The organism is Kribbella swartbergensis (assembly GCF_054784135.1).
This window is the reverse complement of sequence record NZ_BAAGPM010000026.1, coordinates 1-15,674: the sequence shown is the minus strand read 5'-3', so window position 1 is coordinate 15,674 and position 15,674 is coordinate 1. Positions and strand designations below refer to the sequence as shown.

15 protein-coding genes and 1 tRNA gene are annotated in these 15,674 nt (G+C 70.0%); 4 read left to right on the top strand and 12 right to left on the bottom strand.

Annotated elements, in window-relative coordinates; all coding sequences use genetic code 11:
• The first annotated feature begins 175 nt into the window (after window positions 1-175).
• Both ACYVOK_RS24200 and ACYVOK_RS24195 read left to right on the top strand, forming a co-directional pair.
• Window positions 176-1,192: an adenosine deaminase gene (locus ACYVOK_RS24200; RefSeq protein WP_460664810.1), complete on the top strand. Its 1,017-nt coding sequence runs from the start codon at window positions 176-178 to the stop codon at window positions 1,190-1,192.
• 51 nt (window positions 1,193-1,243) lie between these two features.
• Entirely contained in the window at window positions 1,244-2,194 is a 951-nt protein-coding gene (locus tag ACYVOK_RS24195) for a hypothetical protein (protein ID WP_460664809.1), read from the top strand.
• A 45-nt stretch (window positions 2,195-2,239) separates the two neighbouring features.
• On the opposite strand, the gene ACYVOK_RS24190 is transcribed toward ACYVOK_RS24195, so the two are convergent.
• Window positions 2,240-2,689, bottom strand: a complete 450-nt coding sequence (locus tag ACYVOK_RS24190; RefSeq protein WP_460664808.1) for an STAS domain-containing protein — start codon at window positions 2,687-2,689, stop codon at window positions 2,240-2,242.
• A gap of 243 nt (window positions 2,690-2,932) precedes the next feature.
• Here ACYVOK_RS24190 and ACYVOK_RS24185 point away from each other — a divergent pair, with 243 nt between their 5' ends.
• The gene (locus ACYVOK_RS24185; protein ID WP_460664807.1) at window positions 2,933-3,133 is read left to right on the top strand and encodes a hypothetical protein; all 201 of its coding nucleotides are present in this window, start codon (window positions 2,933-2,935) and stop codon (window positions 3,131-3,133) included.
• An 8-nt stretch (window positions 3,134-3,141) separates the two neighbouring features.
• Here the strand turns inward: ACYVOK_RS24185 and prmC are convergent, their stop codons facing one another.
• The 11 genes from prmC to ACYVOK_RS24130 all read right to left on the bottom strand — a co-directional run bounded on the left by prmC (window position 3,142) and on the right by ACYVOK_RS24130 (window position 15,346).
• A complete protein-coding gene (gene prmC / locus ACYVOK_RS24180; RefSeq protein WP_460664806.1) occupies window positions 3,142-3,969 on the bottom strand; it encodes a peptide chain release factor N(5)-glutamine methyltransferase in 828 nt (275 codons plus the stop codon).
• Complete coding sequence (gene prfA / locus ACYVOK_RS24175) at window positions 3,966-5,042, bottom strand: peptide chain release factor 1 (RefSeq protein WP_460664805.1); 1,077 nt, start codon at window positions 5,040-5,042, stop codon at window positions 3,966-3,968. The genes prmC and prfA overlap by 4 nt, the downstream gene beginning before the upstream one ends.
• Window positions 5,043-5,132: 90 nt before the next feature.
• Window positions 5,133-5,339, bottom strand: a complete 207-nt coding sequence (rpmE, locus tag ACYVOK_RS24170) for a 50S ribosomal protein L31 (protein WP_460664804.1) — start codon at window positions 5,337-5,339, stop codon at window positions 5,133-5,135.
• A gap of 109 nt (window positions 5,340-5,448) precedes the next feature.
• Entirely contained in the window at window positions 5,449-7,725 is a 2,277-nt protein-coding gene (gene rho / locus ACYVOK_RS24165) for a transcription termination factor Rho (RefSeq protein ID WP_460664803.1), read from the bottom strand.
• A 353-nt stretch (window positions 7,726-8,078) separates the two neighbouring features.
• A complete protein-coding gene (gene thrB, locus ACYVOK_RS24160) occupies window positions 8,079-9,068 on the bottom strand; it encodes a homoserine kinase (protein WP_460664802.1) in 990 nt (329 codons plus the stop codon).
• 11 nt (window positions 9,069-9,079) lie between these two features.
• Window positions 9,080-10,156 (bottom strand): threonine synthase, encoded by a 1,077-nt coding sequence (gene thrC / locus ACYVOK_RS24155; RefSeq protein ID WP_460664801.1) that lies wholly within the window; start codon window positions 10,154-10,156, stop codon window positions 9,080-9,082.
• Window positions 10,157-10,160: 4 nt separating this feature from the next.
• Window positions 10,161-11,456: a homoserine dehydrogenase gene (locus ACYVOK_RS24150; RefSeq protein WP_460664800.1), complete on the bottom strand. Its 1,296-nt coding sequence runs from the start codon at window positions 11,454-11,456 to the stop codon at window positions 10,161-10,163.
• Window positions 11,453-12,856 carry a diaminopimelate decarboxylase gene (gene lysA / locus ACYVOK_RS24145; RefSeq protein ID WP_460664799.1) on the bottom strand — a complete coding sequence of 468 codons (1,404 nt, stop codon included), beginning with the start codon at window positions 12,854-12,856 and terminating at the stop codon, window positions 11,453-11,455. Before lysA ends, ACYVOK_RS24150 begins: the two co-directional genes overlap by 4 nt.
• Window positions 12,853-14,511: an arginine--tRNA ligase gene (argS, locus tag ACYVOK_RS24140; protein ID WP_460664798.1), complete on the bottom strand. Its 1,659-nt coding sequence runs from the start codon at window positions 14,509-14,511 to the stop codon at window positions 12,853-12,855. Before argS ends, lysA begins: the two co-directional genes overlap by 4 nt.
• Before the next feature lie 73 nt (window positions 14,512-14,584).
• The gene (locus tag ACYVOK_RS24135) at window positions 14,585-15,115 is read right to left on the bottom strand and encodes a hypothetical protein (protein WP_460664797.1); all 531 of its coding nucleotides are present in this window, start codon (window positions 15,113-15,115) and stop codon (window positions 14,585-14,587) included.
• Window positions 15,116-15,160: 45 nt separating this feature from the next.
• Complete coding sequence (locus tag ACYVOK_RS24130; RefSeq protein ID WP_460664796.1) at window positions 15,161-15,346, bottom strand: PspC domain-containing protein; 186 nt, start codon at window positions 15,344-15,346, stop codon at window positions 15,161-15,163.
• Window positions 15,347-15,540: 194 nt separating this feature from the next.
• Here ACYVOK_RS24130 and ACYVOK_RS24125 point away from each other — a divergent pair.
• Window positions 15,541-15,612, top strand: a tRNA-Arg gene (locus ACYVOK_RS24125).
• Window positions 15,613-15,674 lie beyond the last annotated feature (62 nt).

Sequence of the window (15,674 nt, the reverse complement as noted above, 5' to 3'; positions counted from 1 at the left end):
CAGTGGTACCGACGGCCAGGCGGGGCCGCCGGACGCTTGACGCTACTAGGAGCCGACCGCTCGGCGCGGGGATTCTCCGCGAGTCCCCACCAGGAGTCACCGCAGCGCGCACTGCTGACAAAACACTGTCAGCTTCGTCCCTGCCCAGCCGTGGTCCCGCCTAGGATCCCGGGACATGACTGTGTCGCGGGAGTTCCTGGCCGGCCTGCCGAAGGCCGAACTGCACGTCCACCACGTCGGATCCGCCTCGCCGCGGATCGTCGCCGAGCTCGCCGCCCGGCACCCGGAGTCGCCGGTGCCGGCCGACCCGGCGGCGCTCGCGGAGTACTTCAAGTTCGACGACTTCGCCAAGTTCGTCGAGATCTACCTGACCGTCGTCGACCTGATCAAAACCCCGGACGACGTCCGGCTGCTGACCTACGAGATCGCCCGTGAGATGACCGCGCAGAACCTGCAGTATGCCGAGCTGACGGTGACGCCGTACACGTCGGTGCTCCGCGGGATCGCGGCCGAGGCGTTCTGCGAGGCGATCGAGGACGCGCGGATCGCCGCCGAGAAGGAGCTCGGCGTCACGCTGCGCTGGATCTTCGACATCCCCGGTGAGGCCGGGCTGCCGGCCGCCGAGGAGACGCTGCGGATCGCTACCACAATCCGTCCGCAGGGCCTGGTCGGCTTCGGGCTCGGCGGGCCGGAGATCGGCGTACCGCGGCCGCAGTTCCAGCCGTACTTCGAAGCCGCCGTCGCGGCCGGGCTGCGCAGTGTGCCGCATGCCGGCGAGACCACCGGCCCGGAGACGATCTGGGACGCGGTCCGGGTGCTCAAGGCCGAGCGGATCGGCCACGGTACGTCGACCATGCAGGACCCGGCTCTGGTCGAGTACCTGGGCGAGCACCGGATCCCGCTCGAGGTGAGCCCGACGTCGAACATCGCCACCCGCGCCGTCGCGTCGTACGACGAACACCCGCTGCGCGCGATGGTCGAGGCCGGACTGGTCGTCACGATCAACTCCGACGACCCGCCGATGTTCGGCACCGACCTCACCAACGAGTACGCCGTCGCGGCCGGCCTGCTCGACCTGGACGAGACTGGTGCGGCCGAGCTGGCGAGGACCGCCGTGCAGGTGTCCTTCGCGGAGGACTCGGTGAAGAACGCCCTGCTCGCCGAGATCGATGAGTACGTCGCCAAGGCGTAGACGACACGGCTTGGCTCGGGTTCTCAGGCCCGGCGTGGTTCCCTAGGTGGGGTGCGGAGCGTTCCAGGGGTGATGGCAGTGCTCGGGCTGCTGCTAGGTGTGGCGGCCTGTAGCGACGAACCGGGGGCAGCGGCACCGGGTGCCACTCCCCCGCCGTCGTCAGCCGGCCCGTCGAGGAGCACTCCCTCTCCACCACCGGCTCCGGCTGAAGGGGACCTGCCACGAGGTGGGCGGACGATCTTCCCGAAGTACCAGCTGGTCGCGTACGTCGGCCTGCCCGGCTCACCGGCCCTCGGGCCACTCGACAAGGACCTGGAGACGAAGGCGGCCAGGCTGGAGAAGCTGTCGCGCGCGTACGCCGCGGGCCGGACGCCTTTGCCGGTGATGGAGCTGATCGTGGTGGTCGCGAAAGCCGCGCCCGGCAAGGACGGGATGTACCGCGGCCGCCTGCCCGACGCGAAGATCCAGGAATACCTGACCGTCGCCCGCAAGCACCGGATGCTGTTGCTGCTCGACATCCAGCCCGGTCGCGCGAAGATCCTGCCGGAGGTCAAGCGGCTGGAACGCTGGCTGAAGGAGCCGGACGTCGGGCTGGCGTTCGATCCGGAGTGGGCGGTCGGGCCGAACCAGGTGCCCGGCCGGGTCTTCGGCCGTACGACGGGTGCCGAGCTCGACAGCATCGCGTCGTACCTCTCGGGACTCGTCCGGACGCACAAGCTGCCGGAGAAGGTGTTCGTCTTTCATCAGCTGTCGCCGCGGATCGTGAGCGGAGAACAGGCGCTGAAGAAGCACCCCGGCGTGGTGACGATCAAGTCGGTGGACGGGATCGGCGCGCGTGCGGACAAGCTGGAGACGTGGGGACGGCTGACCCAGCGCCTGCCCGCCGGCGTGCACGCCGGCTTCAAGCTGTTCCGCGTCGAGGACACCCGGCACGGTCCGCTGATGACGCCGGCCCAGGTGCTGGCGCTGCGGCCGCGGCCAGAGCTCGTCGTGTACGAGTAGGAAATGCAGCTCGCCTTCGCGAACGTGGCCGGTGCCGGGCCGCAGCTAGCCGGCTCGTCCGTCTGGTCCAGGGCCTGACCGCTCTCGATCGGAGTTCTCCGCGTCGAAGCCGGGCACCACGGTCTCCACCGGCGCTGCCTTCACTTCCAGGGGTGCAGCGAGACTGGCCACGGCCTCCTCAAGCGTCTCGTGCACGGTGAACACCTTGTTCAGCTTGGTGATCCGGAAGATCTTCTGCACCCGGGGTCCCGGCCCCGCGACGACCAGCGCGCCGCCCAGCGCCGCGGACGCCTTGTGCGCGCCGATCAGGACACCGAGTCCGCTCGAATCCATGAAGTCCACACCACTCAGGTCGACGACGAGCGGCCGCGGGCCGACCAGACGCTTGAGCTCGGCGGTGACGGCCGGCGCGCTCTCCATCTCGAGGTCGCCGTTCAACCGCACGAGCACGTACTCGCCGGAGTCGGCGGTCTGAAGGGACAATTTCTCGGCCATGACGGCAGGTCTCCTGTCGGGACCGGGCCGATGCTCCGGCTACTGGCAGAACCGATCGGCCGCGCTATGCCTATCACCGCGGCCGGTGCCGATCAACCACCGGCGAACGTGGCGACGCGGCCGGGTACGGACTGCGACGAATCCTTGACCATCCGCAATGTTTCAGCCGTTTGGATTCTGGTTAGTTATGAAGGCGGGCACAGACAGCCGCCCGAGGAGCTACACGCAGGGAAAGCAGCTTTCGTGGTCACCACCGTCGAATCGTCGTGTGCCGTCGAAGTCACGGACCAGATCGCTCCACCGCTCACCGTCAGGCCGTGGTACGCCGCCGTCGACCGGATCCGGGCCTGCTGGCTCCGGCACGGCGACCGCGCCGAGTTCGCCGCCGCCGGCGTACTGCTCGTCATGGCCGCGGCAGTCTTCACACTGAACGCCGCGCTCTAGGTCGCGGCTCAGATCCTCCGGCCGGTCGCAAAGCGGTTGCGGCCGGCCAGGTCTTTGTTGTCGCGGACCTCGGTGAACAGGCCGGTCGCGGTGAAAACCGCCGGTGCGGACTCGCCCTGGACATCGGCGTGCTCGCAGGCGAACCAGCCGCCCGGTTTCAGCAACCGGGCGGCGGTCGCGGCCACGACCTTGATCTCGTCGAGCCCGTCGTCGCCGGACCACAATGCGAGCGCGGGGTCGTGGTCGCGGACCTCCGCGGTGACCGATTCCCACGCAGTCAAAGGGATGTACGGCGGATTGGAGATCACCGCATCGACCTGCCCGTCGAACTCGGGCAGGCACCCGTCGATGTCACCTTCATGCAGGACGGCACCGGTGCCCGCGAGGTTGCGACGGGCCCAGACGCACGCCTCGGGCGACAGCTCCACGGCGTGTACGACGCTGTCCGGCCGCTCGGTCGCCACCGCTCCCGCGATCGCGCCCGATCCCGTGCACAGGTCCACGACGAGCGGTGACTCCACATCGGCCAGCTTCTCGAGGATCCAGCCGACCATCACCTCGGTCTCCGGCCTCGGGACGAAGACGCCGGGTCCGACGGCGAGCTCGCGATAGCGGAAGGCCGCCGTACCGATGAGGTGCTGCAGTGGTTCGCGCGCGGCCCGGCGGGCGATCAGTTCGTCGTACCGGCGCAGCTGGTCCTCGGTCGGCTCGGCCAGGTTGAGCCGGCTGGAGCCGGTGACGAAGGCGAGCAGCTCGGCGGCGTCGTAGTCGGGTGACGCGACGCCGGCCTCCCGCAGCCTGGTCGCGGCGTCGGTGACGAGGGCCTTGACGCTCACTGGCTCTCGACGGCCTCGAGGCGGGCGGCGAGGTCGGCGTCGGTCAGGGCCTGGATCACCGGTGCGAGGTCACCGCCGAGGACCTGGTCGAGGTTGTGCGCCTTGTAGCCGACCCGGTGGTCGGAAAAGCGGTTCTCCGGGAAGTTGTAGGTGCGGATCCGCTCGGACCGGTCGACGGTCCGGATCTGCGACCGGCGGGCGTCCGAGGCCTCCTGGTCGGCGGCCTCCTGCGCGGCAGCGAGCAGCCGCGCCCGCAGCACCCGCATCGCCTGCTCGCGGTTCTGCAGCTGGGACTTCTCGTTCTGCATCGAGACCACGATGCCGGTCGGCAGGTGGGTGATCCGGACCGCGGAGTCGGTCGTGTTCACGCTCTGCCCACCCGGGCCGGACGACCGGAACACGTCGATGCGCAGGTCGTTCGGGTCGATCTCGACATCGACGTCCTCGGCCTCCGGCAACACCAGCACACCGGCCGCCGAGGTGTGGATCCGGCCCTGCGACTCGGTCACCGGCACCCGCTGCACCCGGTGCACGCCGCCCTCGAACTTCAGCTTCGCGTACGGCGCCTCACCCGGCTCCGGCGTACCCTTCGCCTTCACCGCGACGGTGATCGACTTGTACCCGCCCAGATCGGACTCGGCCGAGTCGAGCACCTCGGTCTTCCAGTTCTGCGACTCGGCGTACTTCAGGTACATCTTCAGCAGGTCGCCGGCGAACAGCGCGGACTCGTCGCCGCCCTCACCGGCCTTGATCTCGAGGATCGCGTCCTTGTCGTCGCTCGGATCGCGCGGGACCAGCAGCAACTGCAGCTTCTCGGCCAGCTCCTCGCGCCGGGCCGTCAGCTTCGCGGCCTCCTCGGCGAACGCCGGGTCCTCGGCCGCGAGCTCACGCGCCGCCTCGATGTCGCCGCCGGTCTGCAGCCATTCGTCGTACGTCCGGACGACGGGTGCGAGCGCGGCGTACCGCTTGCCGACCCGGCGGGCGTTGGCCTGGTCGGAGTGCAGCTCCGGATCCGCCATCTGCCGCTCCAGCTCGGCGTACTCGGCCTTGAGCGTCTGTACCGCCTCGAACATGCCGCACTCCTCCCTTCCGCTGATCCACGCACAAACCGCGCGCCGGTCCGGCGAGTACGGCGACTCGCGGACCGGCGCGCGGTGTGAAAGCTACTTCTTGGCGTACCGCTTCTCGAAGCGGGCCACCCGGCCACCGGTGTCGAGGATCTTCTGCTTGCCGGTGTAGAAGGGGTGGCACTGCGAGCAGACGTCGGCGTGGATCACGCCGTTCTCCGCGGTCGAGCGCGTGGTGAACGTGTTCCCACAGGTGCAGGTCACCGTGGTGTCCACGTAGGTCGGGTGGATGTCGCTCTTCAAGGGATCTCCTAGGTCTCAGGTGCCCCGGGTCGCCCACGGATGCGGACGTGAACCGGAACCGACAGACCAGTTTGCCACCCGGGGGCGGCAAACCGGTAATCGAGTGCTTCTAGTTGCCGTCGTCGGTGCTGCGACCGCCCGCCGACGGGGTGGTCTTGTTGACCTGCAGCAGGAACTCGATGTTCGACTTGCTCTCCTTGAGCTTGCCGATCAGCAGCTCCAGCGCGGCCTGGCCGTCGAGCGCGGAGAGCACCCGGCGGAGCTTCCAGACCACCTGGGTCTCGTCCTTGCTCATCAGCAGTTCCTCGCGGCGGGTACCGGAGGCGACCACGTCGATGGCCGGGAAGATCCGGCGGTCGGCGAACTCGCGGCGCAGCCGCAGCTCCATGTTGCCGGTGCCCTTGAACTCCTCGAAGATGACCTCGTCCATCTTCGAGCCGGTCTCGATCAGCGCGGTGGCCAGAATGGTCAGCGAGCCGCCGTCCTCGATGTTGCGGGCCGCGCCGAAGAACCGCTTCGGCGGGTACAGCGCCGAGGAGTCGACACCGCCGGACAGGATCCGGCCGCTGGCCGGTGCGGCGATGTTGTACGCGCGGCCGAGCCGGGTGATCGAGTCGAGCAGGACGACCACGTCGTGACCCAGCTCGACCAGGCGCTTGGCCCGCTCGATCGCCAGTTCCGCGACCGTGGTGTGGTCGTCGGCCGGCCGGTCGAAGGTCGACGCGATGACCTCGCCCTTGACCGTGCGCTGCATGTCGGTGACCTCTTCGGGCCGCTCGTCCACCAGCACGACCATCAGGTGCACTTCGGGGTTGTTCGTGGTGATCGCGTTCGCCAGCGCCTGCAGCACCATCGTCTTGCCGGCCTTCGGCGGCGAGACGATCAGGCCGCGCTGGCCCTTGCCGATCGGGCTGACGATGTCGACGATCCGGGTGGTGAGCACACCGGGCTCGGTCTCCAGTCGCAGCCGCTCGGTCGCGTACAGCGGGGTCAGCTTGTTGAAGTCCTGCCGCTGCTTGGCGATCTCCGGGTCCGACCCGTTCACGGTGTCGATCCGGACCAGCGGGTTGAACTTCTCCTTGCGCTCACCCTCCTGCGGCTGCTTCACCGCACCGGTGATCGCGTCACCCTTGCGCAGGCCGTACCGCTTCACCATCGACAGGGCGACGTACACGTCGTTCGGGCCGGGCAGGTAGCCGCTGGTCCGGACGAACGCGTAGTTGTCCAGTACGTCGAGAATGCCGGCCGCCGGCACGAGGATGTCGTCCTCGCTGATCGTCGGCTCCGGGTCGAACCGCTCGCCGCGGCCGCGGTTGCGGCCCCCGTCGCGAACCTGGTTGCCGTCGCGGTTGCGGTCCCGGTCGCGGCCCCGGCGGCGCCGGCGACGGCCCTCGCCGTCCTCGCCGCGGTCGTTCTGGTCCTGCCGGTCGCGGCCCCGGTTCTGCTCGCCACGGTCCCCGCGGTTGTCGCGGTTCTGCTCACCACGGTCGCCGCGGTTGTCGGCACGGTCGCCGCGGCTCGGCTCCGCACGGTCACCGCGGTTCTGGTCGGCCCGGTCAGCGCGGCTCGGCTCCGCACGGTCACCGCGGTTCTGGTCGATCCGGTCGCCGCGGTTCTGGTCGGCCCGGTCAGCGCGGTTCTGCTCGCCGCGGTCGCTGCGGTTCTGCTGGCCGTCGCGGCCCTGGTTGTCCCGGTTGCGGTCCCGGGCCTGCTCGCCGCGGTCCGCCCGGCTCTGCTGGCCGTCGCGGCCCTGGTTGTCCCGGCTCCGGTCGCGGTTGCGGTTCTGGCTGTCGCCCTCGCCGTCCCGGCTGCCACGGCTCTCGGCGGGCTGCTCGGTCCTCGGCTCGGCGACGGTGGTGCCGTTCTGCGTCGCGACCTCGGCGGCGGGCGCGTCGGCGGCTGCGATCGCGGCCGGCGCGGCAGCGGTCTCGACCGCCGCGGCGGCGTCCTGCTGGGCAACGGCACCGTTCTGGGACGCGTCCTTGTCGGCGGCCTTCTCGGCCGCGGCGCGGGACCGGCGGCTGCCGCCCTCCCGCTTGGCCGGCGCGGCCTTGGCCGCGGGCGCCTCGGCGGCGGCCTCGTCCAAGGTCGGCTGGCTCGCCTTCGGGCGCGAACCGCCCGCGGCGCCGCCCGCGGCGCCGCCCGCGGCGCCACTCGCAGCGCCACTTTCCTGGGCGGCCTTGATCGCCTCGATCAGCTGGCCCTTGCGCAGTGCGCCGGTGCCCTTGATGCCGAGCGTCCCGGCGAGCTGCTTGAGCTCGGGGAGCAGCATGCCCTCGAGGCCGCCTCCGGCCTTCCGGCGACGCGTCGCGGGGGTGGCCGCTGCGTCGGTACCCGGGTCCGGCGTGGAGCCGGCGCCGCTGGAGGCTTCAACAATTTCTGTCACGTGAGGTCCTTCCCACACGGATCGTCGACGACGCGGAAGCTCATCGACCGTTTCATCACCCACGACCGACGCGGGGCCGACTGTTCCGGCTGCGGCGGCGACATGGGTACAAGAGGCTCTCGTTCGATCTGAGTCCCCCCGGACATCCCCGGCGCAGGCGGCGCAAGGTCGTTCCGCAGGAGGGTCGCCACACAACACAGGGTGCCGGGAGCACAGCCCGGATCGTGACGAGAGTTCACCGATCACCTGGAGGGGATCGGGTGAGTCGAGACTAGCACCACTGCGGGTCCTTCTGCTGACTCGAGGGGTACAACGCGTGTCAGTCGCCGGTCATTCCCGCCCCGGCGAACGACTTACCCGGCTTCCAGTGACCAGACCTGTACGCCGACTGGATCGATCCCCAGGTCGTACCGCGTCCAGCCGTCCGGCGGAGGCGGTACCGTGCGGGACAGGGCCGTAACCGCGCTCTGACCTGCGGATTTCCCCGCAGGAGAAGAGGTTCCAGCTGGGCAGCCCAGTACGACGACGGTCGGGCCGGCACCGCTCACGATCGCCGGCAGTCCGCTCCCGCGCAGCTTGTGCACCAGCGCCAGACTCTCCGGCATCGCGGGCTCCCGGTACTCCTGGTGCAGCCGGTCCTCGGTCGCGGTCAGCAGCAACTCCGGCCGTCCGGTCAACGCCGCGACGAGCAGTGCGGCCCTGCCCGCGTTCGCCGCCGCGTCACTGTGAGGAACGACGCCCGGCAGCAATCCGCGCGCCTCCTTCGTCAGCACCCGGTTGTCGGGTACGTAGGCGACCGCCGCCAGACCTTCAACGGTGTCCAATCGAACGGCCCGGCCGACAGCACCATCGGACACAACGCCTTCTGTCCAAGCGATGGTGAACCCACCCAGCGCGGCCGCGGCCACGTTGTCGGGATGTCCTTCGATCTCGTTCGCCAGCACGACGAGACGCTCGCGATCCAGCCGGACCCCGGCCAGCCCGTACGCCGCCGCGAGGCCGCCGACGATCGCGGCCGACGACGACCCGAGACCGCGGCCGTGCGGGATCCGGTTCTCGCAACGCAAGGTGAATCCGGGCACCGACGCACCCAGCACCTCGAGGCCGCGGCGGATGGACCGGACGACGAGGTGCGACTCGTCCAGCGGCACCTCGCCCTCACCCGGGCCGGTCACCTCGACAGTGACCCCGGAGCCGCCCGGGGTGACGATCAGTTCGTCGTACAGGCTGAGCGCGAGTCCGAAGGCGTCGAAGCCGGGGCCGAGGTTGGCACTCGTCGCGGGGACGCGGACCCGCACCTGGTCGCAGGGCCGGCGCTCGTCCCTCGTCTCCACAGTCTCCACGGCGGCCGCCGTCAGATCAGGCCGGCGACGCGTGCGACCGCGTCGGTGTCGGCCGGGGTGACCGGTGATTCCTTCACGTTCGCGTGGTCGAGCGCCGTGTCGATGTCCTTCAGGCCATGGCCTGTGACCGTGATCACCACGGTCGAGCCGCCGTCCAGCCAGCCCTGCGCCTTCGCATGCAGCAGTCCGGCGACGCCGGCCGCCGAGGCGGGCTCGACGAACACGCCCTCACGCGCGGCGAGCTCACGCTGCGCGGTGAGGATCTGCTCGTCGGTGACCATCTCGATCCGGCCGCCGGACTCGTCCCGGGCGGCCTCGGCCAGCGTCCAGGATGCCGGGTTGCCGACCCGGATCGCGGTCGCCGCGGTGTCCGGCCGCTCGACGATCGCGCCGCGCACGATCGGCGCCGCGCCCTCGGCCTGGAAACCCCACATCCGCGGGGTCTTCGAGGCCACCTTGTCCTCGGCGTACTCCTGGTAACCCTTCCAGTAGGCCGCGATGTTGCCCGCGTTCCCGACCGGCAGCAGGTGCAGGTCCGGGGCGTCGCCGAGTGCGTCGCAGACCTCGAAGGCGGCGGTCTTCTGGCCTTCCAGCCGGACCGGGTTCACCGAGTTCACCAGCGCGACCGGGTAGTTCTTGCCGAGTTCGCGGACGATCCGCAGACAGTCGTCGAAGCCGCCGTCGATCGAGACCAGTTGCGCGCCGTGCACGATGGCCTGCGCCAGCTTGCCCTTCGCGATCCGGCCGGCCGGGACCAGGACCAGCGGGAGCAGCCCGGCGCGGACGGCGTACGCGGCCGCGGACGCGGAGGTGTTGCCGGTCGAGGCGCAGACGACGGCCTTGTCACCGGCCTGCGCGGCGAGCGAGATCGCGACCGTCATGCCGCGGTCCTTGAACGAGCCGGTCGGGTTGTTGCCCTCGACCTTGAGCCAGACCTCGCAGTTGGTCTGCTCGCTGAGCCACTGCGCGGCCACCAGCGGCGTCCCGCCCTCGCCGAGCGTGACCACCGGCGTGTCCGCCGAAACGGGCAACCGGTCCCTGTATTCCTCGATCACGCCACGCCATTGATGAGGCCGCTGCTGAGCCATTGAACTACTCGCCTTCTACCCGCATCACACTGCTGACTTCCCGAACGATGTCCATGTCACGCAGGGCCTCCACGGTCGCGGACAACGCGGCGTCGGTCGCGGTGTGGGTGACCACCACCAGCTGCGCGTCACTGCCCCGGCCTTCCTGCCGGACGGTCTGGATGGACACGTCGTGCTCGGCGAAGGCATGGGCCACCGCCGCCAGCACACCGGCCTTGTCGGCGACATCCAGCGACACGTGGTAGCGGGTCATCGCGTCGCCCATCGGCCGCACGGCTCGCTGGGTGTACGACGACTCGCCGACCCCCGGCACACCCTTGAGCCGGTTGCGCGCGGCGGACACGAGATCCCCGAGGACTGCACTGGCCGTCGGGGCGCCGCCGGCACCACGACCATAGAACATCAGCTGGCCGGCCGCCTTGGATTCCACGAAAACGGCGTTGTACGCGTCCCGGACGGAGGCCAGCGGATGGGTCGCCGGGATCATCGCCGGGTAGACCCGGGCGCTGACCGAATCGGTCGCCTCGTCGAGTTCGCAGATCGCCAGCGACTTCACCACGCAGCCCATCTCGCGGGCCGACGCGATGTCGGTCGCGGACACCTCGGTGATGCCCTCGCGGTGCACGTCGGCGATGGAAACCCTGGTGTGGAAGGCCAGACTGGCCAGCAGCGCGGCCTTCGCGGCGGCGTCGAAGCCCTCGATGTCGGCGGTCGGGTCGGCCTCGGCGTACCCGAGCGCCTGCGCCTCCTCGAGCGCCTCGTCGAAACCGGCGCCGGTGGTGTCCATCTTGTCGAGGATGTAGTTGGTGGTGCCGTTGACGATGCCCATCACCCGGGTCACGTCGTCACCGGCGAGCGACTCGCGCAGCGGCCGCAGGATCGGGATCGCGCCGGCTACCGCGGCCTCGAAGTACAGGTCGCGCTCGTACTTCTCCGCGGCGGCGAACAGCGTCGGCCCGTCCTCGGCGAGCAGCGCCTTGTTCGCGGTGATCACGGACGCGCCGTGCTCGAGCGCGGTCAGGATCAGGCTCCGGGCCGGCTCCAGGCCGCCGATCACCTCGATCACGACATCCAGGTCGTCGCGCGACACCAGCGCCTGGGCGTCGGTCGTGATCAGGTCCGGGTCGACGGCGATGTCGCGCGCCCGGCCGGCCCGGCGGACGGCGATGCCGGCGATCTCCAGCCGCGCGCCGACCCGGGCGGCGAGATGGTCAGCCTGCTCGGTCAGGATCCGCACCACCTCGGTGCCGACCACGCCACAACCGAGCAGGCCCACCTTCAGCGGTTTGTCGTCGTTCACTCGGCCCCCATGTCCAGGAGAAGCAGGTCGTCTTCGGTCTCCCGGCGTACGACGACCCGGGTGTGACCGTCCTTGACCGCGATCACCGGCGGCCGCGGTACGTGGTTGTAGTTGCTCGCCATCGACCGGCAGTACGCCCCGGTCCCGGGTACGGCGACCAGGTCGCCGGGCCGCACGTCCGACGGGAGGAACTCGTCCTTCACCACGATGTCACCAGCCTCACAGTGCTTGCCGACGACCCGGGCGAGGATCGGCTCGGCGTCGGAGTACCGGTTGGCCAGGGTGCAGGAGTAGTCGGCGTCGTACAGGGCGGCGCGGATGTTGTCGCTCATCCCGCCGTCGACCGAGACGTAGGTGCGGGAGGCGCCGGCGTCGAGCTCGACCTCCTTGACCGTGCCGACCGTGTAAACGGTGCAGACGGCCGGGCCGACGATCGCCCGGCCGGGCTCGATCGACACCTTGGGGACGTCGACCTCGAAGGCACGGCACTCGTGCTCGACGATCTTGCCGAGCTCGGTGGCCAGCTGCGCCGGGTCGGACGGATCGTCCTGGGTGGTGTACGCGATCCCGAAGCCGCCGCCAAGGTCGAGCTCCGGCATGTCGACACCGAGTTCCTCGGAGACCCTTGCGTGCAAGGCGATCACCCGCCTCGCGGCCACCTCGAACCCGGACGAGTCGAAGATCTGCGAGCCGATGTGCGAGTGCAGCCCGAGCAGCTCCAGCTCGGGCGCTTCGTTGACCCGGGCAACGGCTTCGAAAGCCGCGCCGGAGGTGATCGAGAAGCCGAACTTCTGGTCCTCGTGCGCGGTCGCGATGTACTCGTGGGTGTGCGCCTCGACGCCCGCGGTCACCCGGACCATCACCGGCGCGACCGTGTCCCGTTCGCGGGCCAGCACGATCAGCCGGTCGATCTCGTACAGCGAGTCGACGATGATCCGGCCGACGCCCGCGTCCAGCGCGCGGCCCAGCTCGGACTCGGACTTGTTGTTGCCGTGGAAGCCCAGCCTGCGCGGGTCGGCGCCGGCCCGGAGAGCGACAGCCAGCTCTCCCCCGCTGCAGACGTCGAGGTTGAGGCCTTCCTCCATCACCCAGCGCACGACCGTCGTACAGAGGAACGCCTTGCCGGCGTAGTAGACGTCGAAGTCCTTGAAGGCGTGCTTGAACGCGCGGGCGCGAGCCCGGAAGTCGTCCTCGTCCAGCACGTACGCCGGGCTGCCGTGCTCGGCGACCAGGTCGCGGACGTCGACGCCGCCGACGACCAGCGAACCCTCGGCGGTCTTCTTGGCGGTCGACGACCACAGCTGCGGAACGAGGTCATTGACGTTGCGGGGTGCGCGGAGCCAGCCCGGGCCGCGGTGGCCGATGTCCGCGTGCAGCACCCCCGCCTCGTGCGCCCTCACATCCGCTCCGGAGCTGAGACGCCGAGCAGGTCCAGCCCGTTGGCGAGTACGGTCCTGGTCGCGCCGACCAGGGTCAGGCGAGCCTTGTGCACCGGCTCCACCTCCTCGTCTCCGCGCGGCAGCACGCGGCAACTGTCGTAGAACTTGTGGAACGCCGACGCGGTGTCCTCCAGGTAGCGGGCGATCCGGTGCGGCTCGCGCAACTCGGCGGCGGTGGCGACGATGCGCGGGAACTCGGCCAGCGCGCGGAGCAGGTCGCCCTCACGCTCGTGGCTGAGCAGCCCCGGGTCGAACTCGTCCAGCTTGACGCCGAGCTCGTCGGCGTTGCGCAGGATCGACGCCAGCCGGGCGTGCGCGTACTGGACGTAGTACACCGGGTTCTCGCTGACCTGGCGGGTCATCTCCTCGATGTCGAGGGTCAGCGGCGAGTCGACCGGGTAGCGGCAGAGCGTGTACCGCAGCGGGTCGACACCGCCCTCCTCGACCAGCTCGGCCAGCGTGACGATGGTGCCGGCCCGCTTGGACAGCCGCATCTCCTCGCCGCCCTTGAGGATCTTGACCAACTGGCCGATCAGGATCTCGATGTTGTACTCGGGGTCGTCACCGGCACAGGCCGCGATCGCCTTCAGCCGGTTCACGTACCCGTGGTGGTCGGCGCCGAGCAGGTAGATGCAGACGTCGAAACCGCGCTCGCGCTTGTTCACGTAGTACGCCGCGTCGGAGGCGAAGTACGTCGGCTCGCCGTTCGACCGGATCAGCACCCGGTCCTTGTCGTCGATGAAGTCGGTCGTCCGCATCCACAGCGCGTCGTCGGCGTCGTACAGGTGACCCTGGTCACGCAGCTTGTCGATCGCGTGGCCGACACCGTTCTGCTCGTGCAGGCTGCGCTCGGAGAACCAGACGTCGAAACTGGTCCGGAAGTGCTCGAGCTGCGACTGCTGCTCCTTGAGCTGGCGCTCGTACCCGGCCTCGCGGAACGCGACCAGCTGCTCGTCCTCGGGCAGCGTCAGGATGTCCGGGACCTCGGTGACGATCTGCTTCGCGAGGTCGAGGATGTACTCGCCGTGGTAGCCGTCCTCGGGGATCGGCCGACCGAGCGCGGCGGCCTGCAGGCTGGCGCCGAACTTGTCCATCTGCGCGCCGCGGTCGTTGATGTAGAACTCGCGGGTGACCTTCGCGCCGGCCGCGGCGAGCACCCGGGCGAGCGCGTCGCCGACCGCCGCCCAGCGGGTGTGGCCGAGGTGCAGCGGGCCGGTCGGGTTGGCCGAGATGAACTCCAGGTTCACCGTCTCGCCGTGCAGGGTGTCGCTGTGGCCGTACGCCGTACCGGCGTCCAGGATCGCCTGCGCGACCTTGCCCTGGGCGTCGGCCGCGACGCGGATGTTGATGAAACCCGGGCCGGCGATCTCCACCGCGGTGATCGCGTCGTCGGCCTGCAGCCTGGCCGCCAGCAGCTCCGCGAACTGGCGCGGGTTCAGCCCGGCGCGCTTGCCCAGCTGCATCGCGACGTTGGTGGCGTAGTCCCCGTGCTCGGGGTTCTTGGGTCGCTCGACCTTCAGCTCGCGCGGCAGCCCGCCCTCGACGGTGATGGCGCCGTCGTCGGCGAGCGCGGCCAGGGCCTGCAGGATCTTCTCAGCGAGCTGTTCCGGAGTCACCGGATCAGCCTAATGGCCACGCCCCCAAACCCTTGACTCAGCATCCACAGCCCGGTACACGCGGCCGTCACGGTCAGTGCCGGGCGGCGATCTGAACGTGCGCGTTGGGGGTCAGCTCCGCGTTCCAGGCGGCCGGCTGGTTGTTCACGACGACTTTCAACGACTGACAGGCGTCACCCAGGCACTTGGCGTCGTACCGGACTCCCCAGAGCGTGAAGAACTGGGCCAGCGTCGGGCGCTCGGAGGTCGTCTTCGCCTCGACGTACACCAGACCGTCGGAGGTGTGGGTGTGTACGGCGGCCTGCTCGGCGCGGACGCGGTCGACGCCGATACCGGCCGGGACCTGCACCGGGACGCCGTCCACGCTCACCGAGAGGGTCAGGGTGTACGGCGACGGGCCGGAGAAGTCGAGCGGGAGACGCTCGAAACCCGCCTTGTCGATGTACGAGACCGCGTCACGCGGAGCGTCCCACGGCGGCGGCCCGGTCCGGAGCTCGGCCGGACCGGGCGGCGCAGGACCCACCTGGCAACCGCCGGCGACACCGCCGACCAGCAGCAGAGCGGCCGCCGTCGCACCCGCCCGGCGCCACCTGCCTGCTGTCATGAGGAGCAGGTTGCCATGCGGCGCCGGAAGCGCGGGACTCCGGGGTCAGTCCTCCGACGGCATCAAGGCCCACAGGACGATGTAGATCAGGAACTGCGGGCCGGGCAGGATGCAGCTGATCACGAAGATGAGGCGCATCGTGTTCGGGGACATGCCGAACCGGCGGGCCAGCCCGGCACAGACACCGCCGATCATGCGTCCGCGGGACGGGCGGACCAGAGTGCTAGCCATGGGTACCGACTTCCTTTCGCTGATGGGCCGTACAACCACTATGACGCCGTTCCGGCCGGACACGATCCCGCCGTACGGCGCTTCCAGGGTCCCGTCAGGGTCACCCCGGTCCCCGCCTCCGGTACCCACCCGACGCACCGGTCCCCGATTCGGGATTCCGGCGAGTTACCTGCTACTGTTCTGCACGTTCCTGAGCCCCCGTAGCTCAGGGGATAGAGCACCGCCCTCCGGAGGCGGGTGCGCAGGTTCGAATCCTGCCGGGGGCGCGGATGTGATGTCTCAGGACATCGGCGACAGGTGAACCCACGATTTGTGGGTTCACCTGTTC